Source organism: Methanococcoides sp. LMO-2, assembly GCF_038432375.1.
Classification (GTDB): domain Archaea; phylum Halobacteriota; class Methanosarcinia; order Methanosarcinales; family Methanosarcinaceae; genus Methanococcoides; species Methanococcoides cohabitans.
The window spans coordinates 206681-229404 of record NZ_JBCAUS010000007.1; the positions used below are offsets into that span (position 1 = coordinate 206681).

Consider the following 22724-nt stretch of genomic DNA (forward strand, 5'->3'; position numbering starts at 1 on the left):
GATGATACAATGGCACATAAACCAAGATTTGCAGCAAATCCCGGGGTCAGGCTCCTTGACCTGAAATCAAGCTCAAAACCTTTCTTCATCGTAGCTTCAGTGGAAGTCGGTAACACCACAACCAAGTGTATCCTGACAGCCACCAATATGGATGAAGGAAAGACTTACCACGTCACAAAGACGGTCAGGATGACAAGAGATGTCAGACCTCCGAAGGCTGAGGAAACGGTCTTTGGAAAGACCCTCAACGGCGTAGAACTGACACGTGAATCCGTGGCCGAACTTGTAAAGGACACACTTGTGGAAGCTGTGAAACAGGCTCACCTTGACATCGAAAAGGACGTGAACTTTGTTGTTCGCTCAACAGGAGTTGTTGCCGGATTCGATGCACCCGAAGAAGTAGGTGAATTCATCAAGGCACTTGCAGAAGGATGTCTGATTGCAGGAGTACCACCAAAGAACATGACACCCCCTATGAACGTGGAAAACCTTCCTGAGAAGTTCCAGAAGCACACCAAACTCGACAAGGTCTTCTTTGACGGGGCTGTTGCCAGTGTTCTGCCACCTACCGGTGCCACAGGTGTTGAGATCGTTGCCAATGAGATGGAAGGAGAACTTGCGACCGCCGGTATCAAGGAAGGTGCCAAATGGGTGGATGTTGACTTCCGTAACCCATGCCTTTCCATGGACTTCGGAACAACCCTTGATGGCAGGATCATCAGCCATGATGAACCCTACGCAAAGACTATCGGAAACTTCTGCGGATATGCAGGAGCAATACCGGATGCGCTTCTCAAAGGTACTGACCTTGTTGATAACAAGCTTGGTACTGCTCTTGATGTCTTTAAGGACATACACACTGACAGGCTTACACTGATGCTCAAGGGCAAAAAGATAAGGGAATATGCAGACAAGGTCCTCGATTATATCATCATAGAAAAAGTACCGGAAAGCCGGAACAGGTATGGTAGCGTTCCTGTAAACCCAAAGGCTGCAAATGAAATCGGAGTTGTGCTTATCGGATGCGATGTCGGAGATAATGGATCCGATATGGACAAGCTTTCAATGCTAGGCGGCGAGATCTACAAAAAATTCGGTCTCAAAGTGCTTTTCGCAGTGATCGATGAGGTCATGGCCCAGGTGATCTACCGTCTGGTGAAGGTCGCAAAAGATGAAGGACTTGTATTTCCCGAAACCGCCATTGGAATCACCGGACGTGCCGGTATCAGTGGTGACAAGGCAAAGCTGGCATTGAAGTACATGGAAGAGCTCGGCATGAACAGCAAGATCGAGGAGAATGTTGTTTTCGTAGACGACGGTCTTGCAAGAGGAGCTGCTGTCATGGCCAGATGTATGAACTCCCTGGGAACCACTTTCAACCCACTTGGAGGTCATCGCGGCGGAAAGTGTATCCTCGGACACCGTATGAAACTTCAGAACAAATGATCAAAAGAGCAGTCTTTATGGCTTGCAGACCTTTTCTTTTTGTTTTAAAAAAGTGAGATGTCTTTCACTTTACTTCACTTGACGTTATTTTGTTTTAATTTTCGGAAGAAGCCAGTTTCCGCTTTATGGCCGCTTCGATCTCCTGTTTGTGTAGTTCCGAAGACTCATGAATTCCACCCATCTGCCCCCTGACAGCACGGCAAGGATACTGGGACACCAGTAGGCCTGCCTTTGGTCCGGCCTCTCCTATCGGGGTTCCAACAAGGGATTCTGCCATGTACCAGGTACTCCCACATGGTGCACCACGGATCACATTGACCTTTGAGACCTTGCCATCCTTTATTTCAACATCAAGGACCGGGTTTCCAAAGAAGCAGGTGAAATCGTCCGTTGAGGGATCGGATTCTACATTGCAGCAGATCTCATCTACCTCTATAAAGATGCCATATTCTTTCGAAATATCTTCCAGTTCCTTAACAGGAGCCTTTGAGGCACCTCCGGGCACTATCAGTGCACGCACCCCTGCCTTGCCTGCCATACGTGCTATTTCAGGAGTGATATCAGGATGCAGGGAATAAGTGATAATAATGTCAGCATCGAACACTTTCATATCAAAGTCCAGCGTGGAAAAGAACTCATCCGGCTCATCGATGAAATCCGGAAGATATGTGGGAATCTCGGCGGCGATGACCTCCATATCTGTCTTTGAACGCACGGTCTCCACAAGCCTTGACCCGTATTTTCCGCGCAGTATAACTCCTATTTTTGTCATTTTCAATACCTGCCTGTGCTATTATTGGAACAGCGGTATATTAATATTGTTTGTTGTTCAAGATTAGTATAACTGCTAAAATATTAAGGTAACAGAATTTAAGGTGAGATAAATGGAAGATATTGATCAGTCAATGGTATATTTCAGGTGCAATGTTTGTGAGTTTGTATTTCAGGCAGATCCGAATTTCTTCCCCATAACATGCCCTCAGTGCGGTAGCGAGGATACCTCAAGGACATGAATGAGCTAATAAGAAGTTAAGAGAACATAAAGTTAAGAATATAGCAGTACATCTGACCTTCATGAAAGGAAAGCTCATAACACTGGAAGGTATCGATGGATCCGGGAAATCCACCGTCACCCGTTTTTTGAACTCCCATCCTGCCTTTTCAGATGCAGTGTTCACAAGGGAACCAACCCGAAGCTGGATAGGGGATGCCGTCTACAAAGCCATTGAATCAGATACTGACGACCTTGCAGAACTGATGCTGTTCACTGCGGACCATGCGAACCATATCGCAACCCTGATACGCCCTGCACTTGAGGAGGGGAAGATCGTCATCTCGGACAGGTATTCGGACAGCAGGTATGCATACCAGGGCGTGACCCTCAGGGACAGGTTCGAGAACCCAATGGAATGGGTACAGCAGATCCATGAAGGATGGACGGTAGTCCCGGACCTTACGATACTCTTTGACATCGATCCGGAAATATCGGTTCAGCGATGTGGTAAAAGAGGGGAACAGACAAAGTTCGAGAAGATCGGCCTTCTAAGCGGCGTAAGGGAGAACTACCTCAGGCTTGCAGAGAAAGAGCCGGAAAGGTTCGTAATAATAGATACAGACAGGGAACTTAAAGAAATAGAGAACGATGTGTTGCAGGCAATCACATCGATCATCGAAAGTTAAAGACCGTTTGAATCAGCGAACTTGATGAGGGTCTCGCCAAGCTGGCGTACATACTTAGGGTTCAGGTTAAAGCGGCTCCTTTTCTGACCACTTCTTTCCTTTGCGACCTCAACATATTCGCTATCATACTTTTCACTTTTTGCGAGTGTCATGGTAAGATACCAGCCGCCTGCCATCTTTATTTCCATGTACTCTTCGCCTTCAGAAACATTTTCATTATCTTCTGCCATATTATCACCAGATATGTAGTTGTCAGTCAGTACAAGTTATTGTCAGTAATTGTCAGTTAGTACCAGTTATGCCAGTTTTTTTCGTAGATAGGATGATCCGCTTAATAGGAACCTCTTATTGTAACATTGTAACAGGGATAGAGCCATTATGCAAAGCCGTAGCCACCAGTGCACCTTTGATACCAATGTCCTCAAGCTGCCTGATGTCCTCTGAACCCCTTACGCCTCCGCCAAGAAGGACGTCGTGTTCACAAACATCCGCTATAAGACTTAAGAATTGTGCATCGAAGCCTGCAGAGGTACCCACCATATCCATATCAAGGAAGATCACATCATTGATATCAAGTCCGTTAAGAAGTTCTACGATCTCGAACGGATCAGCGGGCATTGAAGAATCGGATGACAGGATAGAACCATCTTTCTTGTCAATGCTCACATTGACCCTGGAAGGATACTCCGAAGCTATCTTCGAGATAGTGTCCAGGGAAGCAGTCTCAGTACCAAGTACCGGATGAGCTGCAAGGTCAATCACAGGCAGAATGTCCTCAAAAGAAGTAATTCCCGCATCCAGCATGGTCTCAGCCTGTGCTGAAACACCCCTGATAACATCAAAGTTGATATCAGGCACTCCCTGACCCTGAAGGCGGTTAAGGTCTGCAATATACACCTCTTTGGGCTTCAGGTCCTGGACGATCTCCACAGGGTCCGATGTTGTGCATATGGAACTGAACTCATGTACCGGTCGGTACTTCCGGCGATCCCCGCCCTGAGCATGGACAGCATTATGATTATATACATCAAATACAAACACAGTTCGAAACATATTTAATCGATACTTTATTTTCATCTTATAAAAAAGAGGCTAATACATGAAATTACTGGTAAGTCCTATTAACACTGAAGAAGCAATGTCTGCACTCAACGGCGGAGCAGATGTAATTGATATCAAGAATCCAAAGGAAGGTTCACTGGGTGCAAATTTCCCATGGGTCATCAGGGATGTAAAGGAAGCAATCGAGGGTAAAAAGCCTATCAGTGCCGCACTCGGTGACTTCAATTTCAAGCCAGGTACCGCAGCACTTGCTGCATACGGAGCTGCATCTGCTGGTGCAACCTATGTGAAGGTCGGACTCTACGACGTAAAGACCGAAGAACAGGCATTTGAAATGATGACAGGTATCGCCGAATCTGTAAAGGGAATGAATGTTAAGGTCGTTGCCTGCGGATATTCCGACTACGAGCGTATCGATTCCATCGATCCGAAACTTCTCCCTGCTATCGGAGAGAAAGCAGGTGTGGACCTTGTAATGGTCGATACCGGTGTCAAGGACGGACGTTCCACCTTCGAGTTCATGAATGAAGATGACCTCATCGAGTTCGTTAATGATGCACATTCCCGCGGACTTGAGACCGCAATTGCAGGTACCATTAAGTTCGATGACATTCCTGCATTGAAGCGCATCCAGCCTACCATCATTGGTGTGCGTGGAATTGTTTGTGGCGGAGACCGCAGCACTACCATCAGACAGGAGCTTGTTGAGAAATTAAAGAGTGAGATCTGATAGGTCTCACATAATCCTCTTTTTGCAGTAGCACTACTGCATCATCTTTTATTTATACTATTACCGTCGATTTTAATCTGTAGAGGATCCTGCAGTTCTTAGCGCTCTGTTACTGCCTTTCCTTTGATGTTCCACTACAGGTGATCAATATGTCAGAAGACCTTATTGTCCGTGTTGCAGAAGCAAACCATCGTGATGCAGGAAGAGGCATTGCCAGGCTTTCCAACGACCTTATGCAGAAGATCGAAGCAGTAAGCGGTGACATTATCGAGATCAAGAGTAAGAACAAGAAAAAGACCTATGCAAGGGTCCTGCCTGCAAACCTTGATGATGAAGGGAAGAGCATAATCCGCATCGACGGTAACCTGAGAAGCAATGCAAGGGTAGGGATAGATGACCAGGTCTCCGTCAGGAGAGTCATTGAGAAGGAAGCTGAAAAAATAACCCTTGCGCCTACACGCGCCTTCCCCCAGGAAAGACTATCACGCTCCATACACCGTAATCTGGAAGGACGACCTCTGGAAAAAGGCCAGAAGATAAGGATAGAGACCGTTAACAACCCCATCACCCTGATAGTCAGATCCACTGTTCCCCAGGGTCCTGTGGTCGTGAGCCGCACAACTCACATAATGATGGATAAGCCAACTGCAGAAACGGATGCCAGTGAAGAAGTATCCTATGAGGATATTGGTGGCCTGAAGAGGGAACTGGGACTGATGCGTGAAATGATAGAGCTCCCACTGCGTCATCCGGAGCTATTTGACAAGCTCGGCGTGGACCCTCCAAAAGGTGTACTGCTCTACGGGCCTCCCGGAACAGGCAAGACAATGATAGCAAAGGCTGTTGCAAGCGAAAGTGAGGCAAACTTCATACCGATCAGTGGTCCCGAGATCATATCAAAATACTACGGGGAAAGTGAGCAGAAGCTACGTGAGATATTCGAAGGTGCGGAAAAGGAAGGACCATCCATCATCTTCATCGACGAGATCGATTCCATCGCTCCGAAAAGGGACGATGTTGTGGGAGAAGTGGAAAGAAGGGTCGTTGCCCAGTTGCTTTCACTGATGGACGGTTTGAAGAGCAGGGGGAAGGTTATAGTCATAGCAGCCACCAACCGACCGAATTCCATTGACCAGGCATTGCGCCGCGGAGGACGTTTCGACCGGGAGATCGAGATAGGGATCCCGGACAGGAGTGGAAGGCTGCAGATACTTTACGTTCACACCAGGGGAATGCCAATAGAAAAGGGCATGCGTCTCGATATGATCGCTGACATGACCCACGGTTTCGTAGGTGCAGACCTCTCATCGCTGTGCAAGGAAGCAGCAATGCATGCCCTTCGCAGGATGCTACCCATGATAAGCATTGAAGAGGAGATCCCGCCTGAGATAATGGAACAGCTGGAAGTCACTGAAGCTGATTTTCTTGACGCTCACCGGAATATCGAACCATCTGCACTAAGGGAAGTGTTTGTGGAGGTCCCGCATGTCACATGGGATGACATTGGCGGGTTGGATCAGGTAAAACAGGAACTCATCGAGGCTGTGGAATGGCCACTGAAATACCCGGAGATGTTCGAAAGCATCAACACTGCTCCTCCAAGAGGGATCCTGCTTTTCGGACCGCCGGGAACCGGGAAGACACTCCTTGCAAAGGCTGTTGCAAACGAAAGTGAGGCTAATTTTATCAGCATCAAGGGACCTGAGCTTCTCAGCAAGTTCGTGGGAGAGTCCGAGAAGGCAGTAAGGGAGACCTTCAGGAAAGCAAAACAGGCATCTCCGACGGTTATCTTTTTCGATGAGCTCGATTCAATGGTCCCAAAGAGGGGGATGGGATTTGACTCACAGGCAACAGAACGTGTTGTCAGCCAGATACTCAGCGAGATCGATGGCATAGAGGAAATGAAGGACATTGTGATAGTAGCTGCCACCAATCGCCCGGACATCATCGATCCTGCACTGCTAAGGCCCGGACGTTTTGACAGGCTCATCTATGTCAAGTCACCTGAGAAGGAGGAACGTATCCGGATATTCAATATTCATCTTGAAGGAAAACCACTCTCCAAAGACATCAGTATTTCCGAACTTGCTGATATGGCAGAAGGCTATGTCGGTGCCGACATCCAGGCCGTCTGCAGGGAAGCTGCAATGATGGCATTGAGGGAGAACATCAGGCCAAAAATGACAAAGGAAGAAGTACAGGAAGCGGCTTCGGGGATCGTGCTTCAAAGATCCCATTTCAGGAAAGCGCTGTCACGTGTCAGGCCATCCACATCCGGCAGTGAAATGGAGATATATGTGAAAACCGCCCGTATGTTCTCAAGGTCTCCGGCTTCTGAAGATAGCAGTAACTGAGGGAAAAAGGAATAAGTTCCCGGATACAGATATTTATCATAACAGGGGGAGTAAACAACGCTAAGGCAGAGATTTGTAATAGACACCAGCGCTCTGACCGATCTCCAGACAAGGGAAATGATGGGGATCGATGAACTTTGTGAGGGGATGCGTGCAATACTGGAACTGATAGCTGAAGCAAGACTGCATCTACAGATCAGCTGTTATGTCCCGTTCCCATCCGTATACAAGGAACTCCATGAGTTCGCAAAGAACAACGACTGTGATGCGGAGGTCATTGCAAAAATAGATACCTGGCTTGTCAAAAAAGCACCTGACAGACATGAGGTGAAGATACCATCCCATATTTTCCACGAATATGTGGCATATATGCGCGAGCGTATCAATAAAGGTATGAACGTGGCTGAAGACGCCATCAGGGAGGCATCCGTTCAGTGCCTTTCGGTAAATCCGGAAACTGATGCCGGCTATGATGTGGATAATGTCATAGACCGTGAGCTTGTCGGGGGAATTGTAGGAAAGTTCAGGAACAAGTATCGTTCAGCCCTGCGCTATGGTATCCTCGACAGCGCTCCGGACATTGACGTCCTGCTGCTTGCAAAGGAGCTGGACGCTGCGGTTGTGGCAAGCGACTACGGGATACAGAAATGGGCAGAGCAGCTTGGAGTCCGCTACGTGCCTGCAACAACGTTCCCCATGATGCTTCAGGAATACCTCAAGCACACACCTTCAGGTAGTAACGGGAACGACAAAGACAAAAAGTGAGCTGTCAGGCTCCAACAATGAACGAGACCAGTGCGAAGAGCATTGCAAACTTGAACAGTTTTGAAGAGCGTGCAGCATCATTCTTTCCAAGTATCTGGTAGACAGCTATTAGGAAGAATATGTCTGCAATTGCCACCACGAAGAGATATCTCTCATTCAATATCGATTGGAGATACGGGACAGGGCTTGCAAGCATGGCAATTAAACCAAACGTTGCAGCCACATAGGATGCCTTCTTTGATCCCATCAGGATCGGTAATGTCCTTGCTCCTTCCTTTTCGTCACCTTCAACATCCTCGATGTCCTTTACGATCTCTCGGGCAATGGTAGCAAGGGTTGCCAGCAGGAAAAGAATGACAACTGCCTGAAGACCTTCCATTCCAAAGATCGCTCCACCGAAAAGGAATGTTGAACCCGTGAGGTAGCCCACCGAAGCATTCCCAAAAAAGGGTGTGCGTTTCAGGCTTTTTGCATAGAGTATGAGAACAATTGAGTTGAGCAATGCAATGAGCCCGCAGAGGACATTTACGAGAAATGCCATTGCGACCCCTGCACCAAAAAGCATGAGTGAAAAGTACAGGGCACTTCTCAAGGAGATCCTGCCGGAGGGGATCGGCCTGGAGGGTTTGTTCACCGTATCTATATCGATGTCGAAATAGTCGTTAAGCCCGTTACCGGCACCTGTCACGAAAAAGACGATGAGGAATACAAGAGCAGTATCATAAAATGAAAATAATGCGGATGATCCTGTCGATGAGAGAATGTTGAAAGCTATCATGACGCCGACCAGTGCTGCAAAGGCTGCCATTGCACAATTGCCGGCACGCATCAGCTCAAGATAGGATCGCATCTTTATTCCCTCTTCAAACAAAGTTACCTGCTACGCCTGACCTCTAACATACGGTCGAGAGACCTTTTTGCACCAAGGCGAATGTCTTCAGGAACAGTCACCACATGTTCCATTTTCTCAAGTGAACGCAGTACTGCTTCCAGGTTTATCATCTTCATGTCAGAGCAGAAAGCAAATTTTGAAACAGGATAGAACCTCTTTCCGGGGTTCTCAACTTCCAGCTGGTGCATTATTCCCTGCTCTGTGGAAATGATGAAGTCATTGCATGAGGAATCCTTTGCATACTTCAGCATACCTGTGGTACTGAACACATGGTCTGAATCCTCAAGTACCTTGGAACGACACTCTGGGTGTGCCAAGACTTCAGCATCAGGATGTTCGTCCATGGACTGAACTAAGTCTTCTTCAAGTATCTGGTTGTGTACAGGGCAGTAACCATTCCAGGGAATGATCTTCTTGTCAGTATGCTCTGCCACATAAGCTGCAAGGTTCTTGTCAGGAACGAAGATGATCTCATCAGCATCCAGTGAGTTCACAACTTCGACAGCATTTGCCGATGTACAGCAAATATCACTTTCAGCCTTTACATCAGCCCTGGTGTTCACATAGCAGACTACCATTGCATCAGGGTGTTCTTTCTTCATTTCACGAAGTGAGAGTACATCCACCATGGCCGCCATGGGGCAATTCGCATCCGCATCCGGCATGAGAACCGTTTTTTCAGGGGAAAGGACCGCAGCGCTTTCAGCCATGAAACTTACACCACAGAATACGATCACATCAGCATCCTGATCGACCGCCTCCTGGCTTAAGCCGAGGGAGTCACCTACGAAGTCTGCAATGTCCTGAACCTCATTGCGTGCATAGCAGTGAGCCAGGATCACAGCATTGCGCTCTTTTTTCAACGATTTGATCTTATTGATGATGGTTTGCCTGTCCTGCATATGATCACTTGATTTTTCATTTTTCTTTCCGGTCAAGACTCATTAATTGGTCTGATAATCCCGGATGGACCTGCCTACAATAACGGGATAGAGATTAAAACTTTGTGTCCTTTTCAGGGATCTTATGTACCTACCTGAAGAGGATCTGCGATCTTCTTCAATGTGGAGATCGCTGACAGGGCCGCCAGGTAACTTGTTTTCGGATTTGTGGGTGAAGGGACGTTTTCCACACGGGTTGTGAAACTTCCAAACTCACCTTCGACGTTAATTTCATGAATGTTCCTTGAAAGAGCAGGATTTGCAACGATCTTGACCTTTGTCCTGTCAAACCCGATACCTGCAAGGCTAAGCGATGCTGCGACATTGACATTGGCAGGGAAAGCTTTGACGGCTTCGGTTGCCATCCCCTCGAATATCACGGTCTTTCCTGTTATGGCATCCAGATCAATGTTGTTCTGGATGATATAAGGTGCTCCTGCAAGGCTTCTTGGATGCTTCTCGGTTGTCAGGGTAACTGAATAGATACTGGTTGAAGATGCAGATTTGAGACCATCAAGACCGGCGATAGCTCCGGAAGGAAGATACACCTTGCAGTTATACTCCTTTGCAAGGTCAGTTGTGGTCTTTAGAAGGTTCTGGTCAGCAAAAGCTCCCACACTTATGGACATGACATCACATTTTGCATGGAGGGCAGCAGGAACAACCTCATAGACAGCCTGCTGCGAAGCGCACTCTACCACAAGATCAACGTGCTTTACCATATCTACAATCTCAAGAACCTTCGGATCAGTGTTCCTGAGCTTGTCTTTCAAATCAACTGTTGCCTGTTCGTGTCGGTCATATATTGCATATAGTTCGACATCAATGTGGCCTGAATCGATAGCTTTGCAAAGTTCGGCACCGATAGCACCACATCCGAACACTCCGATCTTTAGCATTCTGAACTCCCTGGACATATTATGGATTATGATTATAAGATATCAGTCGACCTGCAGGTTCGACCATGGTATTTCCAAATACGCTAAAAGCATATAAACCTCTTGAGGCATTAATATATGTGGTAATATGATACTGAACTGTGAGATAGAACGATTCATCAGTGAAGATCTGGGAGCTAACGACATATCCTGCACCCTTGTGCCTGAAAAAGAGGTCAGTGCAAGGATCTTTACAAAAGAGGATTGTGTTGTCGCAGGGACAGAAGTTGCACAGAAAATAATGGAATACTTCGGGATCCAGGCAAATACCAGAGTCGTTGACGGGGACGAGATAAAAGCGGGGGATGCAATATTTGAAGTAACCGGGAATTCTGTAGCCGTACTGCGTGCCGAACGCCTTGTACTGAACTTCCTGGGACACCTTACCGGAATTGCAACGCAGACACACAAATATGTGGAAACGGTCAGACAATATTCAGACGCAAAGGTAGCCGGAACCAGGAAAACAACCCCGGGTATCCGAAAGTTCGAAAAGCTTGCCATCATTGCAGGGGGAGGAGACCCTCACAGGTTCGATCTCTCAGATGCGATCATGATCAAGGACAACCACAGGAACGCCATGGGACTTGAGAATGCCATTGAAGCTGCCAGAAGAATGGGCGGCTTCACGCAGAAGATCGACGTGGAGGTTGAGACAGCAGAAGATGCGATCACAGCAGCACAAATGGGTGTTGACATCATCATGTTCGATAACATGTCACCGGGCCAGGTGATCCGAACACTGGAAGAACTGAAGCACGAAGGTGTCAGGGATGACGTTATCATTGAGGTCTCCGGAGGCATAAACCTTAGCAACATCTCAGAATATGCCAAGACCGGTGTTGATGTGATATCTGTGGGTTCACTGGTTCACAAAGCGGAATGGACCGATGTCAGTCTTGAATTCATGGACACAGATCATTAAAACCGTTATCACAAACTATTTATTGGATTCTCATATTGTATTGATGCTGGTAGAGTATATACTATAAAATACTAATAAATAGCAATTTACTTCTGCGTCGAGGGAATTATGTTTCGGTCTAAAAATTTGTTTGTGACGATAGTGGCAATAGCAATGGTAGCTTTGATTTTCACGTCGAACGCTTCTGCCAAAGATATCCTGTACAATGGGAGCATAGAAGAAGGGGACGGATACCAGATCAATAACATTGTTATTGATGTAGCAGAGGTCTTTGTGGATGCCGGAACCTGTGTGTTCAAAGTATATGACCAGGATGAGCTGATCCACGACAAAATGCTCAATGAGGAGGATTCGTACTCTTTTGAGGTGGAAGAAGGAACGATCGAGTTTACACTAAATAGTGTACTCGGAGGAATGGTACCTCGTGCAACAATGTCAATCACCATCGATGATGATGATGCAGTATATCTGGATAAAGTGATCGATGGCGGTCATGATAAGGCTGAGTTCTCTGGTACTCCTGAGCTGAGGATCACAAAGGAAATAAGTTCCTATACTGTAGAACAGGGAGAGGTCATCACCATCAAAGTGATGGTCAGGAACGACGGTGACGGAATGGCTACAGATGTCCGATTCACCGATCCTAAGCCTGCAGGGTTCATCTTGCAGGAGATAACTCTTGAAGAGGCCGGACCGATGTCAATAGACAAGTATGAGGAAAGGACCATCTACCTCTACAAGCTTCAGGCAAATGAACCGGGTACATTTGAACTGAAACCAACCACTGCAACATTCTCCAATGAAGCAGATCTGGACTTCCCACAGGCTACCTCGAACAGACCTGTAATAACGGTCACAGGTGAAGAAAAGGTTCCGGAGCTCGAGTTCTCTACCACAATGAATGCTAGAAGCGTACAACGAGGCGATGATGTCGAGGTCACTATCAATGTCAGGAACATCGGGGAGGCATCTGCAAACGGTGTCGTATTGAACATCCAGGTACCCGAAGGACTTGATTTTGAAAGCAACAGTGATAACATCGAAATGATCAACAATGTACCAAAAGTGTATATTGAGAACTTCGGCCTCAACCAGGAAAAAGAGATAAAATACAACATCAAGCCAACTGAAGTGGGAACATACACAATCACTACAGAGTATTCATACCAGTATGATGCCGGAAGCTCAGGATCGGAAGTTGTCAGCGGGGATTTCACAACGAACACGCTGACCGTTGCAAGAGGAGATACGGATTTCCTTTTCGAACAGCCATTATATGTATACGCGGTCCCGTTAGTGATCATTCTTGCAATCGGAGGATGGATCTTCTACCGTTCCAGGCAATACAAATACTGATCATCATTACTTCATACATGAAGGTTTCAAGAGAGATTAAATTTGGAGGAATTATTTGCTCAATATACTGATCGTAGGAAATGGTCAATGTGGTAACCGTATCCTTGATGCGATAAACAAAGAGGCTTTTGGTGGTAAAGGCAAACTTGCAAAGTTCTACTCACAACAGAAATACAAGAGCAATGTTGAAACAATCGCCATCAACACTGCAATGAACGACCTGAAAGAGATGAGGTTCACCAAAGCAAAGGACAGGGTCCATATTCCCCACCTTCATGGAGTTGGTGCAAACCGCAATGTAGGCAAGCATGTTTTTGAAGAGAACAAAGCCAATATAATGCGTCAGGTTGAGGAAAGAGGCAACTTCGATATCGGTTTTGTGATCACATCCGCATCCGGAGGAACAGGTTCATCCTTCACCCCTCCACTTATTGAAGAGCTCAAAAGGAACTATGACTTTCCTATATATGCCATCGTTGTCCTTCCATTCAGGGAAGAGGGGACACTCTACCTGCAGAATGCAGCATTCTGCCTGAAAGATATCCGTGAAAGTGGTGTGGACGGCATAATCCTTGCTGACAACCAGTTCCTCAAGCAGATGGGCGGAGACGTGCAGTCAGCATACAACACCATCAATGATATGATAGCAAAGCGTATCCTGTTCCTGATCGATGCACTGGATAGCGAGATGATGATGGTTACTGATCTTGGTGACTTCAAGACCGTTATGAGTGGTGGTGCAGGAGTTGCAACAATCGGTTTCTATGAAGCTGATAAAGGGACACCCATCAAGTCAGCAATACAGAAAGCGGTATCACCATCCGGACTCCTGTTCTCAACTGATGTATACAAGGAAGGCAGCAGGGCAATGGTGATCATAAAAGGAGACAAGTCATACCTGAGCATTGATGAGATCTCTACCGAAGTTGAAAAGCTTTCATCTTCTGTTGGCCACGTCTTCAAAGGTATCATTGTCAGGAAAGGCGAAACCCCTCAGGTACTTGCAGTGCTTACACTTGAAGTTGCAGAAGAACTTGAGAACCTTTATTCTGTTGCTGTGGATGCGATACATCAGGAGCGTGAAAAGAAGGCGAGGGTAGAGGAGGAAAAAGGCATAGATAAGGCTTTTTCCCAGATAGAAGGTCTTGAACCTGGCTATTAACACACAAGTAATATCCCTTTGTGGGATATTCCTAACTTTTTTGCTTTATTCTTAGCTCATTGCAGGCAATCACTATCAGATTGCCGATGGTTCTGGAGTCAGGGCGTTGATGGACTGAACATGATCACAAAAACAACCGTATCATAGGTTCAGTAGATGAAAAATATTCAATGATAATTAATAACGGTGGAAATATGGAATATAGTAAAGGTAACATCGGAAGGGTCTTTACCGTAAGGATAGACACGGGAGAGGACCTGCTTGAAGAACTCGAAGGACTTGCTGAAAAGGAACAGATCACATCCGCAGCCTTCATACTGCTGGGCGCGGTTTCCAAAGCAAACCTTGTTGTCGGTCCGAAAGAGAATGCAATTCCGCCTGAACCCATGTGGGCGAACTACTCCGAACCTCATGAGGTCATAGGCATCGGAAACATCTTCTCAGAGGAAGGAAAGCCGAAGATACACCTTCACACTGCTGCCGGTCGTGGCGATAATGTGAATGTCGGATGTCTGCGCGGTGAAAGTGAGGCTTTCATGGTACTGGAAGTTTTCATACTGGAAATATCCGGAATGGATGCAGTCCGTGCGTTCGATGCCGCAAAAGGATTTGCCCCGATTAATTTCTAAGTAGCCGGATAACAAGATCCGGAATTTTTGACTAATCCAGATCAAAAATCCATTTTCAGGAGATCATCAATGATCTCTAACTTTTTTTCGTTCATTTTCAGTATCCTGGATTCGTAGACCTTGATTATATCTGCAAAATCCACTTTTAGGGAATAATATTTTGCAGGTCTTCCCCTGCACTTCGTCCTTTTATCATCCCTTTCATCGATCCAGCCGCGTTCGTAGAGCGAGCGCATGGCAACACTTACTTCCGGTTGTCTCAAGCCTGTAGCTTTTTCAATGTCCTGCGAGCTCAGTTCAGGAGAACTGAAAAGACAGGCGATTGAAAGGGCTTCGATCCTCGGAACATCAATACTCTGCAAAAGGGATGCTACTTCATATCCACGATCATCCATTAAAGTAATATTTTGACCCCCTAGAAATAATAATACTACGTTTATCAATATAAATTTATGCTGTTGTTGCGTACAACTATATAAGAAAACTATACGTTCAAAAACCTGAAAAGAACAAATGCGGTAACGATATATACTGTAATGTACGATTGGTTCATAGAACGTTCTAATGGTGGAAAACATGAGCTACAAAGGCGAAGAAGCAAAGTATACAATTGAAAAAGTACATGCCAGAGAAATACTGGACTCAAGAGGAAATCCTACCGTTGAGGTCGATGTCTACACCGGAAACGGGTTCGGAAGAGCAAGCGTACCTTCCGGAGCATCTACCGGCAGCAACGAAGCACTTGAGCTCAGGGACAAGGACGACCGCTACAATGGAAAAGGCGTACTTGATGCAGTTGAAAATGTGAACTCGACCTTTGCAAAAGAGCTGCTGGGAATGGACGTTCGAAATCAGCGTGAGATCGATGAGCTGATGATCGCACTGGATGGAACTGACAACAAGATGACATTTGGTGCAAATGCGATCCTTGGTGTTTCCATGGCTGTTGCAAAAGCAGCTGCCGATTCCCTTGGCATGCAGCTTTACCGCTACCTTGGCGGAACCAATGCATTCGCACTGCCTGTACCTACCATGAACGTGCTTAACGGTGGAAAACATGCAGGTAACGATCTCTCCATACAGGAGTTTATGATCCAGCCAAAAGGAGCTGAGACATACTCAAATGCCCTGAGAATGGGAGCTGAGACATACCATGCACTGGGCAAGATACTTGAAGATAAGTATGGTGGCTCCGCAACTAACGTCGGATATGAGGGAGGCTACGCACCAAATATCTCCATGACAGCCGATGCACTGGATGCCCTTGTGAGTGCTATTGATGAAGCAGGATACACCGAATCCGAAATCACTATCGGACTTGATGCTGCTGCATCAGAGTTCTTTGAAAATGGAAAATACTCCATTGACGGTAACATGCTCACACCTGCTGAACTTGTGGACTACTACCTTGAACTGGTCGATACATATCCGATCCTTTCCATCGAGGACCCATTCCACGAGGAATCATTCGAGGACTTTGCAGCGCTTACAAGTGAAGCATGGGACACCATAATTGTAGGCGATGACCTGTTCGTGACAAACGTGAACCGCCTCGCAAAAGGTATTGAAATGGATGCTGCTAATGCACTCCTTCTCAAGATCAACCAGATCGGTACGATCTCAGAGTCATTAGATGCCGCAAACCTTGCAATGCGCAACGGATACAGCGTTGTGGTAAGCCACAGGTCCGCTGAGACAGAAGATGCAATGATCGCAGACATTTCCGTTGCATTAGGTGCTGACCTTATCAAGACAGGAGCTCCTGCAAGAAGTGAGCGTACTGCAAAATACAACCAGTTACTCAGAATAGAAGAAGATCTCGGAGACTCTGCACGTTACGTGCAGCTCTGATCTTTTTTTCTTTACTTATTTTTTAAAAAAAAGGTTTAAAGGTCAGGTTTACTTTAAACCATTTCAATTTTAACCTTGAACTTAATTTTCAGAAATCAAAGAGTGAGCTCTGCGTTTTCTGGTCCGCCTGCTGGGAAGGCTGTTCGCCTGTCCTGCAAACCCTCTTGACGGTCTCGACCTTTTCCTCGGAAGAGGTATCAAAATCAAAGAGCCCTTTTTGTTTTGAATCGTGATTCAGTGTGGCCACATCAACCCCGAAAACCCCAAGGATACGCTCCACAGGCGGCAACATCTGCTTCTGTATATAGTAGTCCACATCCAGTGTAATATTGTGCTCACGCACATATTCAGGATCCTCTGCACGATCTACGAAAAGACCCTTGCCTGCGGTTATGACAAAAGGTATTCTCTCACCAATGGAAGGCCGCACACCTGTGCGCCTTTCGATATTCTCCACCACGGTAAGGTGGGGTTGCTTGTTCTTGTAGCTTGACGGAGACTTTGAGAAGCTCTTTGTAAGCACCAGGTCTTCAACAATATCGACATCCTTCTGAACATCCAGGTTGCGTACCCTGTCAACAAGTTCGCGCACGTGATGAACGGAGCCGTCAATGTCACCTTCCTTTAGCACAAGTTCCAGTACCCTGTTGAGCATCTTTGAGGTCAGCTCACACCAGTCACGGCGCACCGTTTCAAGGCCCTTTACCTTTATCTTGTCCTTCCAACCGTCGTTCGTCGGCTCAAAGAGCCACTGTGCATACCTTTTCTTGGCTACCAGAAGGACACGCTTGGCAGCTGCCTCGAATTCGAGTTCCATTGGATCAGGCAATGATGCTGTGACAATACTTGCAACCTTTCTTCCCACCAGTGCTGAATCTTCAAGTGAAAACTCATCCTCTGCAAATTCCTCATCGCAATCGTTCTTGCAATGGACAAAAACACTGTCCGTATCTCCATAGGCCACAGAGAGCTTCACGACCTTATCGCCTTCCCTGATTTCACCGGCCTCGTCTGTGAGATAGGCTGCATTGTCCCTGAGGACCACAGTACCGATCCTGTTACAAACAATATCCTCGGTCCTTGCTATGTTATCCCTGCCTATGCTCGTTACAGAATTGGCCATCTGGAGGCTGTAGAGCCTTGCACGTGCATAGCCTGAATAACCATAGAAACTGTTGAGCAGGATCTTCAGGGCAAGCTGTGTTGCATCAAGGACGCGATATTCCCCTTCATCACCTGCCTTTTTCATCAATTGCTTTGTCTTGACCCTCTGATCAAGCAGGTATTCAAGAACTGAGGGCACCACACCTTTGAATATATCGGGTTTAACAAATTCTCCTTTTGAAGGAGATCTGATAATATCATTTTCAGGATATGAACCTGGCTTCACAACAGTCGTGTAGCAAAGGTTGTGAGCCATCATGATAGTAGGATAAAGGGATTTGTAGTCCAGAACGATCACATTCTCATGGAGCCCTTTCTCCGGCTCAAGGACAGCACCGCCTTTAAGGCTCTCGTTCTGCTTGCGCCTGTAGGCTGAGGTCTCATCATCCGGCTTTGTGGACATTACCCTGCCCTGTTTGCCGAACTCGGTCATCAGGATATGTTCCACCATATTGGTCTGTCCACCACTGACCGTATCCTGAAGCAGGATACCGCTGACCCTTGACAGAGCAATATACTTGTCAAGAAGCTTAAGTTCGAGCAAAAGTTCAAGAGCAAGCTCGGAGTCACGCCTGGCATAATCGACGAACTTCCTGATCTTCTCACCGTTATCGTTCCAGTGCTCTTGCATATCAGCCGGTGCAACATCGAGCTTTTCCCGATCAAGCAGCTCCTTTGAAACATTACGCAGGGTGTACCTTTTCAGGCTGAACTGCTGCCTGATAAGTGGAAGCGCATCCACGACCACCCTTCCGGGAATGGATACCATTGTGCGGCTTATGATCTTACGGTAGCTTAAGTTTCTGGAGTCCCTTCCCACGATCGGTTTGATACCTGCCCCGGATTCATTCAGGACGTTCACCCTGTCAACAATATAGGGAACATCAAAATCATTGATATTATAGCCGGTGATCACATCAGGATCGTATTCAGTAATGATCTCAAAGAAACGATTGAGGAGGTCTGATTCTTTCGTGAACATCTCAACGTCATCGTCAACCCCTTCCACCTCCTTCTTGACAAGCACAATGGTGCTGTGACCCTTGTAGGCTGGCTCAAAGGCAAAACTGACCATTATGATAGGTGACACATCGGGAGTGGGCATACCTCCATCATGGGGCAGGCACTCAATATCAAAGGCCATATACTTCAGTGGTGAGTTGGCGATCCTGTCAACCTCAGTCAGTTCTGAAGACCTTACGACATGGTCACATAGCAGATCGCCTTTAGCTACATCAGCATCTTCTCCGGCGGACACCCATCCCATGCCCTTGAAACCTTTGTCAATAAGGAACCTGTTCCTGAATAGGATATCCGTTTCATAGATCTCCCTGACACCGATCATTCCTGCTACTTCGTCCCTTATCTCAGGAACGTTGCGTGGGTCGAATGTGGTGACCTTTAACATGGGCTGTTTTGTTTCCTGATAGCCTATAGGCTCGAACCTCTCCACAACTTCAATGTCCTTAACAACATCAAACCGGTCCTTTATTTCCTGACCCAGCTTCTTAAGATCGCCTGATGCACTAAGATAAAAATAAGGCTCAAATCCCGGAACAAGACAGCAAACGCTCTCCCCATTGTCAGACCTACCAAAAAGGCGTACTACAGGTCGTTCATTTTCACGGAAATAGTCTGCATCCAGGATCTGGAAATTCATGGAACTACTTAACGTGAAGGCATAATATATGCTTTGTTGTCAAAGAACAATAAACAACTCAGAAATCAAAATTAAAGAAATGTTAAAAAAGCAATGAAAGGCAAAGTGCCCGGAGCGTGACTCGAACACGCGACCTCCAGATTTCTCAGGAGATTTGGACGCTCGGTTAAAAGTCCCTATGAGTCTGGCGCCCCAACCAACTAGGCTATCCGGGCATTGCAGCACCTAAATGGGCATAGTGATATTAAAGTGTATCGATTGGGAGCTGCGTCCTTTTTAATTTTTAAAAAGGGACCGGATCAGAATCCGGTCGCTTCAGCGAGTTCCAATAAGGTCCCACTGTCTTCAGTACTACCTCTGACGACGAACACGAAGTTCTCATTGGCCCATATGTAATGATAACGTGGAACCTGCTCACCATTCAACGTGATATGTTTTGTGATAAGCGTTGCATCATGCCCATTGAAGTAATCTGTTACGAACCTTCCAATTACTGCACTCGGGAAGCTATCCTTGTATTGGGTAACAAACTCTTCTGCAGCTTCAGGGTCCTCTAGCTCAACAGCTATAATATAATGGTCTACAGAATCAAGCTGGTATATACCTTCAGAAGCCTGGACAATACCATCTACATCAGCATAGTCTGCCTTTACATCTTCTATATCAACAGAGTGAACACCAAGGTATTCAAAACTTTCAGGAATGTTTTCCAGAACCACCCCATCAACACTTAGATCGGCAGTTGTTACGGATTCTTCCGGCTCAGCCGGTTCTGTACATCCTGACATTGCAACAAGAAGTAATGCAACGAGAGAAATCATCAATACCTTCATTTTCATATTAAATACCTCATTGTTCTGAATTGGAATGAGATATAATAAGCTTATAGGTATTTTAATTTATCGAAAAACTTGACAAAAAAAAGAAAAGTTAGAAGGGTTTGCACCCTTCTTAGATTTTAGTTATTTAGTTCCTTCTGACAAGGTATGCTACTGCAAGGAGACCTGCAATTGCGAAGACTGCTTCAAAACCAGGTACTGGCTCATCTGCTGGCTCTTCGACTGGTTCCTCAACAGGCTCTTCGACTGGTTCCTCAACAGGCTCTTCTGTTTCGTTGCCAGCTGGCTCCTCAACAGGCTCCTCGACTGGCTCCTCAACAGGTTCCTCGACAGGTTCCTCGACTTCCATTTCGCCATCGACTGTTACTTCGACGAATGGGAAGTATCTGAGGTCTGTAGTACTGTCTGCGACCTTGATGCTGATCTCATCAGTAACCTCATATGAGTCATCTTCATCGAGTGTGATGGACTCATCGAGATCCATTGTGATTGTATCTGTGACGCTGTCTACGACTAACTTACCGAATTCATCGTCAACTTCAATCTCCATTGCATCGTCAGAAATCTGCCAGATACCTTCGACTACAGCAAGGCTGTCTACCTGACCCTGGAATACTTCATCAATCTGGACAATGATGATGATTACATCTTCTCCAAGGACTTCCTCTTCGAAGAACCAGGTCTTGTCTGCCATGCTAGCATCAGCGGTGCTGATAACTTCATCATCGACAAACTCACCGTCTTTGGTAAGCTCGAGCCAGACCTTGTTACCATCAACATCGATCTGCTTTGGTGTAAGAGCGTAGCCTTCACCGAGTTCGAGGGACTCGCCGGTCCTCATGGTGTAACTCTCGTCATCGTCCATGAGAAGCTTGGTGAGCATGGATGCATCGCCTTCAACAATAGGTACGTATTCCTCTGCGAGGAAGCCGATCTTCTCATACTCGACAAGAGTTCCTGCATCATCTAATTCGAATGGGAACTCAGGTGCGATTCCTGGGATGATGGTTGTAGTGTAGTTAAGCTCTACAGGATCATCATTGATCTTCCTCTCAGTGGTGTCAACTCCGGTTATGGTCAGTGCTTCGGAGGTTTCATCTTCATCAAGATCATACCAGAAGCCAGCAAAGGAGTATTCCTCGCCATTTGCGGTCCATACAATTACATCACCGTTTGCAGGATTCTCGACAACACTACCACGAACCTCATAGGTACCTGGCTCTGTGATTGTCTTAGCAAGGTAGAACCTGAGGTTGTCAGAATCGTCTGCGACAACAAAGCTGAGGTCTTCCATAAGTTCGTATGTGTCATCCTCATCGAGGGTGATGGACTCATCAAGAGTCATTGTGATTGTATCTGTGATGCTGTCGACGATCATCTTACCGAATTCATCATCAACTTCGATTTCCATTGCATCGTCAGAGATCTGCCAGATACCTTCGACTACACAAAGGCTGTCGACCTGACCCTGGAATACTTCATCGATGTGGACAATGACTGTAATTACATCATCTTCACCGAGAACTTCCTGGTCAAAGTACCAGGTCTTGTCTGCTTTGTCAGCATCAGCGGTGCTGATAACTTCGTCATCGACAAACTCGCCGTCTTTGGTGAGCTCGAGCCAGACCTTGTTACCATCGACATCGATCTGCTTTGGTGTAAGTGCATAGCCTTCACCGAGTTCGAGGGACTCACCGGTCCTCATGGTGTAACTCTCGTCATCATCAATGAGAAGTTTGGTGAGCATGGATGCATCGCCTGTAACAATAGGTACGTATTCCTCTGCAAGGAAACCGATCTTCTCATAGGTAAGAGCTGTGTTTGCATCGCCTGGAATACTGAAATTGAACTCAGGTGCGATTTCTGTCTGAATCTCTGCTTCGTAAACGAGAGCGTCTGTGTCATCGACAAGCTTCCTGTCACCATCTGTGAAACCACTGGCAATTGTTGCATCGATAGTAATTGTTTCACTGGACTTGCCGTCATCGATATCATACCAGAAACCAGCAAAGTTCTGTGCGTTTATTTCCCATGTGTCGTCGAATGCATCAAAGTCAGTATCGTTAAATACTGGGCCTCTGATTTCGACGGAGTCTGCTGCACTTGCTACTGATACAAAGCTCAGTACCATGAGAGCAGCCATTATGATTGCTAAAAAGCTTTTCATTATTTTCCTCCATTATTTTAAATAATACAAGAGTGAGAATCAAGATAAACGTTTTAACGTATATCAATCCCCCAACAAAAAACGAAGTTTCGTCCATTGCCGAAGGAGGCATCATCACCCTCTTAATCCCGTCATATTGGATTACAACTGACTAATAAGTTAA

21 protein-coding genes and 1 tRNA gene are annotated in these 22724 nt (G+C 46.3%); 11 read left to right on the forward strand and 11 right to left on the reverse strand.

The window, feature by feature from the left end:
• Window positions 1-9: 9 nt before the first annotated feature.
• On the forward strand, window positions 10-1446 hold the full coding sequence (locus WOA13_RS11000) for a methanogenesis marker 14 protein (protein ID WP_342127948.1): 1437 nt from the start codon (window positions 10-12) through the stop codon (window positions 1444-1446).
• A gap of 94 nt (window positions 1447-1540) precedes the next feature.
• Here WOA13_RS11000 and WOA13_RS11005 read toward each other — a convergent pair whose 3' ends face one another.
• Complete coding sequence (locus WOA13_RS11005) at window positions 1541-2218, reverse strand: DUF166 domain-containing protein (protein WP_342127949.1); 678 nt, start codon at window positions 2216-2218, stop codon at window positions 1541-1543.
• Window positions 2219-2330: 112 nt separating this feature from the next.
• Between WOA13_RS11005 and WOA13_RS11010 the strand changes: the two genes are divergently transcribed.
• Together WOA13_RS11010 and tmk are read left to right on the forward strand one after the other, a co-directional pair.
• On the forward strand, window positions 2331-2459 hold the full coding sequence (locus WOA13_RS11010) for a hypothetical protein (RefSeq protein WP_269429691.1): 129 nt from the start codon (window positions 2331-2333) through the stop codon (window positions 2457-2459).
• 61 nt (window positions 2460-2520) lie between these two features.
• Window positions 2521-3126, forward strand: a complete 606-nt coding sequence (gene tmk, locus WOA13_RS11015) for a dTMP kinase (RefSeq protein WP_342127950.1) — start codon at window positions 2521-2523, stop codon at window positions 3124-3126.
• Here the strand turns inward: tmk and WOA13_RS11020 are convergent.
• Together WOA13_RS11020 and WOA13_RS11025 are read right to left on the reverse strand one after the other, a co-directional pair.
• The gene (locus WOA13_RS11020) at window positions 3123-3356 is read right to left on the reverse strand and encodes a hypothetical protein (protein ID WP_048206207.1); all 234 of its coding nucleotides are present in this window, start codon (window positions 3354-3356) and stop codon (window positions 3123-3125) included. The two genes, tmk and WOA13_RS11020, sit on opposite strands and share 4 nt — an antisense overlap.
• Window positions 3357-3471: 115 nt before the next feature.
• The gene (locus WOA13_RS11025; protein ID WP_342127951.1) at window positions 3472-4167 is read right to left on the reverse strand and encodes a HisA/HisF-related TIM barrel protein; all 696 of its coding nucleotides are present in this window, start codon (window positions 4165-4167) and stop codon (window positions 3472-3474) included.
• Window positions 4168-4225: 58 nt separating this feature from the next.
• On the opposite strand from WOA13_RS11025, the gene WOA13_RS11030 reads away from it, so the two are divergent.
• The 3 genes from WOA13_RS11030 to WOA13_RS11040 all read left to right on the forward strand — a co-directional run bounded on the left by WOA13_RS11030 (window position 4226) and on the right by WOA13_RS11040 (window position 8037).
• Window positions 4226-4918, forward strand: a complete 693-nt coding sequence (locus WOA13_RS11030) for a (5-formylfuran-3-yl)methyl phosphate synthase (RefSeq protein WP_342127952.1) — start codon at window positions 4226-4228, stop codon at window positions 4916-4918.
• A 149-nt stretch (window positions 4919-5067) separates the two neighbouring features.
• Window positions 5068-7272, forward strand: coding sequence for a CDC48 family AAA ATPase (locus WOA13_RS11035; RefSeq protein ID WP_342127953.1), 2205 nt, complete (start codon window positions 5068-5070; stop codon window positions 7270-7272).
• 117 nt (window positions 7273-7389) lie between these two features.
• Complete coding sequence (locus WOA13_RS11040) at window positions 7390-8037, forward strand: RNA ligase partner protein (RefSeq protein ID WP_419095423.1); 648 nt, start codon at window positions 7390-7392, stop codon at window positions 8035-8037.
• Between the two features lie 4 nt (window positions 8038-8041).
• On the opposite strand, the gene WOA13_RS11045 is transcribed toward WOA13_RS11040, so the two are convergent.
• The 3 genes from WOA13_RS11045 to WOA13_RS11055 form a co-directional block, all read right to left on the reverse strand.
• Window positions 8042-8887, reverse strand: a complete 846-nt coding sequence (locus WOA13_RS11045) for a geranylgeranylglycerol-phosphate geranylgeranyltransferase (protein ID WP_342127954.1) — start codon at window positions 8885-8887, stop codon at window positions 8042-8044.
• 23 nt (window positions 8888-8910) lie between these two features.
• Window positions 8911-9867 carry a quinolinate synthase NadA gene (gene nadA / locus WOA13_RS11050; protein ID WP_342127955.1) on the reverse strand — a complete coding sequence of 319 codons (957 nt, stop codon included), beginning with the start codon at window positions 9865-9867 and terminating at the stop codon, window positions 8911-8913.
• An 86-nt stretch (window positions 9868-9953) separates the two neighbouring features.
• Window positions 9954-10769 carry an aspartate dehydrogenase gene (locus WOA13_RS11055; RefSeq protein ID WP_342127956.1) on the reverse strand — a complete coding sequence of 272 codons (816 nt, stop codon included), beginning with the start codon at window positions 10767-10769 and terminating at the stop codon, window positions 9954-9956.
• Between the two features lie 127 nt (window positions 10770-10896).
• Between WOA13_RS11055 and nadC the strand changes: the two genes are divergently transcribed.
• The 4 genes from nadC to WOA13_RS11075 all read left to right on the forward strand — a co-directional run bounded on the left by nadC (window position 10897) and on the right by WOA13_RS11075 (window position 14880).
• Window positions 10897-11733 carry a carboxylating nicotinate-nucleotide diphosphorylase gene (nadC, locus tag WOA13_RS11060; RefSeq protein WP_342127957.1) on the forward strand — a complete coding sequence of 279 codons (837 nt, stop codon included), beginning with the start codon at window positions 10897-10899 and terminating at the stop codon, window positions 11731-11733.
• 153 nt (window positions 11734-11886) lie between these two features.
• The gene (locus tag WOA13_RS11065) at window positions 11887-13089 is read left to right on the forward strand and encodes a COG1361 family protein (RefSeq protein ID WP_342127958.1); all 1203 of its coding nucleotides are present in this window, start codon (window positions 11887-11889) and stop codon (window positions 13087-13089) included.
• A gap of 55 nt (window positions 13090-13144) precedes the next feature.
• Window positions 13145-14251 (forward strand): FtsZ/tubulin family protein, encoded by a 1107-nt coding sequence (locus WOA13_RS11070; RefSeq protein ID WP_342127959.1) that lies wholly within the window; start codon window positions 13145-13147, stop codon window positions 14249-14251.
• 194 nt (window positions 14252-14445) lie between these two features.
• The gene (locus tag WOA13_RS11075) at window positions 14446-14880 is read left to right on the forward strand and encodes a PPC domain-containing DNA-binding protein (RefSeq protein ID WP_342127960.1); all 435 of its coding nucleotides are present in this window, start codon (window positions 14446-14448) and stop codon (window positions 14878-14880) included.
• Window positions 14881-14921: 41 nt separating this feature from the next.
• Here the strand turns inward: WOA13_RS11075 and WOA13_RS11080 are convergent, their stop codons facing one another.
• Window positions 14922-15275, reverse strand: a complete 354-nt coding sequence (locus WOA13_RS11080; RefSeq protein ID WP_342127961.1) for an MreA family transcriptional regulator — start codon at window positions 15273-15275, stop codon at window positions 14922-14924.
• Between the two features lie 181 nt (window positions 15276-15456).
• Here WOA13_RS11080 and eno point away from each other — a divergent pair, with 181 nt between their 5' ends.
• Window positions 15457-16731 (forward strand): phosphopyruvate hydratase, encoded by a 1275-nt coding sequence (gene eno, locus WOA13_RS11085; RefSeq protein WP_342127962.1) that lies wholly within the window; start codon window positions 15457-15459, stop codon window positions 16729-16731.
• Window positions 16732-16819: 88 nt separating this feature from the next.
• On the opposite strand, the gene WOA13_RS11090 is transcribed toward eno, so the two are convergent.
• From WOA13_RS11090 to WOA13_RS11105, 4 genes are all read right to left on the reverse strand, one after another.
• A complete protein-coding gene (locus tag WOA13_RS11090) occupies window positions 16820-19555 on the reverse strand; it encodes a DNA-directed DNA polymerase (RefSeq protein WP_342127963.1) in 2736 nt (911 codons plus the stop codon).
• 106 nt (window positions 19556-19661) lie between these two features.
• Window positions 19662-19770, reverse strand: a tRNA-Met gene (locus WOA13_RS11095).
• Between the two features lie 84 nt (window positions 19771-19854).
• A complete protein-coding gene (locus WOA13_RS11100) occupies window positions 19855-20394 on the reverse strand; it encodes a hypothetical protein (protein ID WP_342127964.1) in 540 nt (179 codons plus the stop codon).
• 127 nt (window positions 20395-20521) lie between these two features.
• Window positions 20522-22561: an S-layer protein domain-containing protein gene (locus WOA13_RS11105; RefSeq protein ID WP_342127965.1), complete on the reverse strand. Its 2040-nt coding sequence runs from the start codon at window positions 22559-22561 to the stop codon at window positions 20522-20524.
• Window positions 22562-22724: the final 163 nt, after the last annotated feature.

What these genes read in the sequence shown, in the direction of transcription:
- WOA13_RS11000 (WP_342127948.1), top strand. Translation starts at nt 10, where the DNA reads ATGGCACATAAACCAAGATTTGCAGCAAATCCCGGGGTCAGGCTCCTT.
- WOA13_RS11005 (WP_342127949.1), bottom strand. Translation starts at nt 2,218, where the DNA reads ATGACAAAAATAGGAGTTATACTGCGCGGAAAATACGGGTCAAGGCTT.
- WOA13_RS11010 (WP_269429691.1), top strand. Translation starts at nt 2,331, where the DNA reads ATGGAAGATATTGATCAGTCAATGGTATATTTCAGGTGCAATGTTTGT.
- tmk (WP_342127950.1), top strand. Translation starts at nt 2,521, where the DNA reads ATGAAAGGAAAGCTCATAACACTGGAAGGTATCGATGGATCCGGGAAA.
- WOA13_RS11020 (WP_048206207.1), bottom strand. Translation starts at nt 3,356, where the DNA reads ATGGCAGAAGATAATGAAAATGTTTCTGAAGGCGAAGAGTACATGGAA.
- WOA13_RS11030 (WP_342127952.1), top strand. Translation starts at nt 4,226, where the DNA reads ATGAAATTACTGGTAAGTCCTATTAACACTGAAGAAGCAATGTCTGCA.
- WOA13_RS11035 (WP_342127953.1), top strand. Translation starts at nt 5,068, where the DNA reads ATGTCAGAAGACCTTATTGTCCGTGTTGCAGAAGCAAACCATCGTGAT.
- WOA13_RS11040 (WP_419095423.1), top strand. Translation starts at nt 7,390, where the DNA reads ATGATGGGGATCGATGAACTTTGTGAGGGGATGCGTGCAATACTGGAA.
- WOA13_RS11045 (WP_342127954.1), bottom strand. Translation starts at nt 8,887, where the DNA reads ATGCGATCCTATCTTGAGCTGATGCGTGCCGGCAATTGTGCAATGGCA.
- WOA13_RS11055 (WP_342127956.1), bottom strand. Translation starts at nt 10,769, where the DNA reads ATGCTAAAGATCGGAGTGTTCGGATGTGGTGCTATCGGTGCCGAACTT.
- nadC (WP_342127957.1), top strand. Translation starts at nt 10,897, where the DNA reads ATGATACTGAACTGTGAGATAGAACGATTCATCAGTGAAGATCTGGGA.
- WOA13_RS11065 (WP_342127958.1), top strand. Translation starts at nt 11,887, where the DNA reads ATGGTAGCTTTGATTTTCACGTCGAACGCTTCTGCCAAAGATATCCTG.
- WOA13_RS11075 (WP_342127960.1), top strand. Translation starts at nt 14,446, where the DNA reads ATGGAATATAGTAAAGGTAACATCGGAAGGGTCTTTACCGTAAGGATA.
- WOA13_RS11080 (WP_342127961.1), bottom strand. Translation starts at nt 15,275, where the DNA reads ATGGATGATCGTGGATATGAAGTAGCATCCCTTTTGCAGAGTATTGAT.
- eno (WP_342127962.1), top strand. Translation starts at nt 15,457, where the DNA reads ATGAGCTACAAAGGCGAAGAAGCAAAGTATACAATTGAAAAAGTACAT.
- WOA13_RS11090 (WP_342127963.1), bottom strand. Translation starts at nt 19,555, where the DNA reads ATGAATTTCCAGATCCTGGATGCAGACTATTTCCGTGAAAATGAACGA.
- WOA13_RS11100 (WP_342127964.1), bottom strand. Translation starts at nt 20,394, where the DNA reads ATGAAAATGAAGGTATTGATGATTTCTCTCGTTGCATTACTTCTTGTT.
- WOA13_RS11105 (WP_342127965.1), bottom strand. Translation starts at nt 22,561, where the DNA reads ATGAAAAGCTTTTTAGCAATCATAATGGCTGCTCTCATGGTACTGAGC.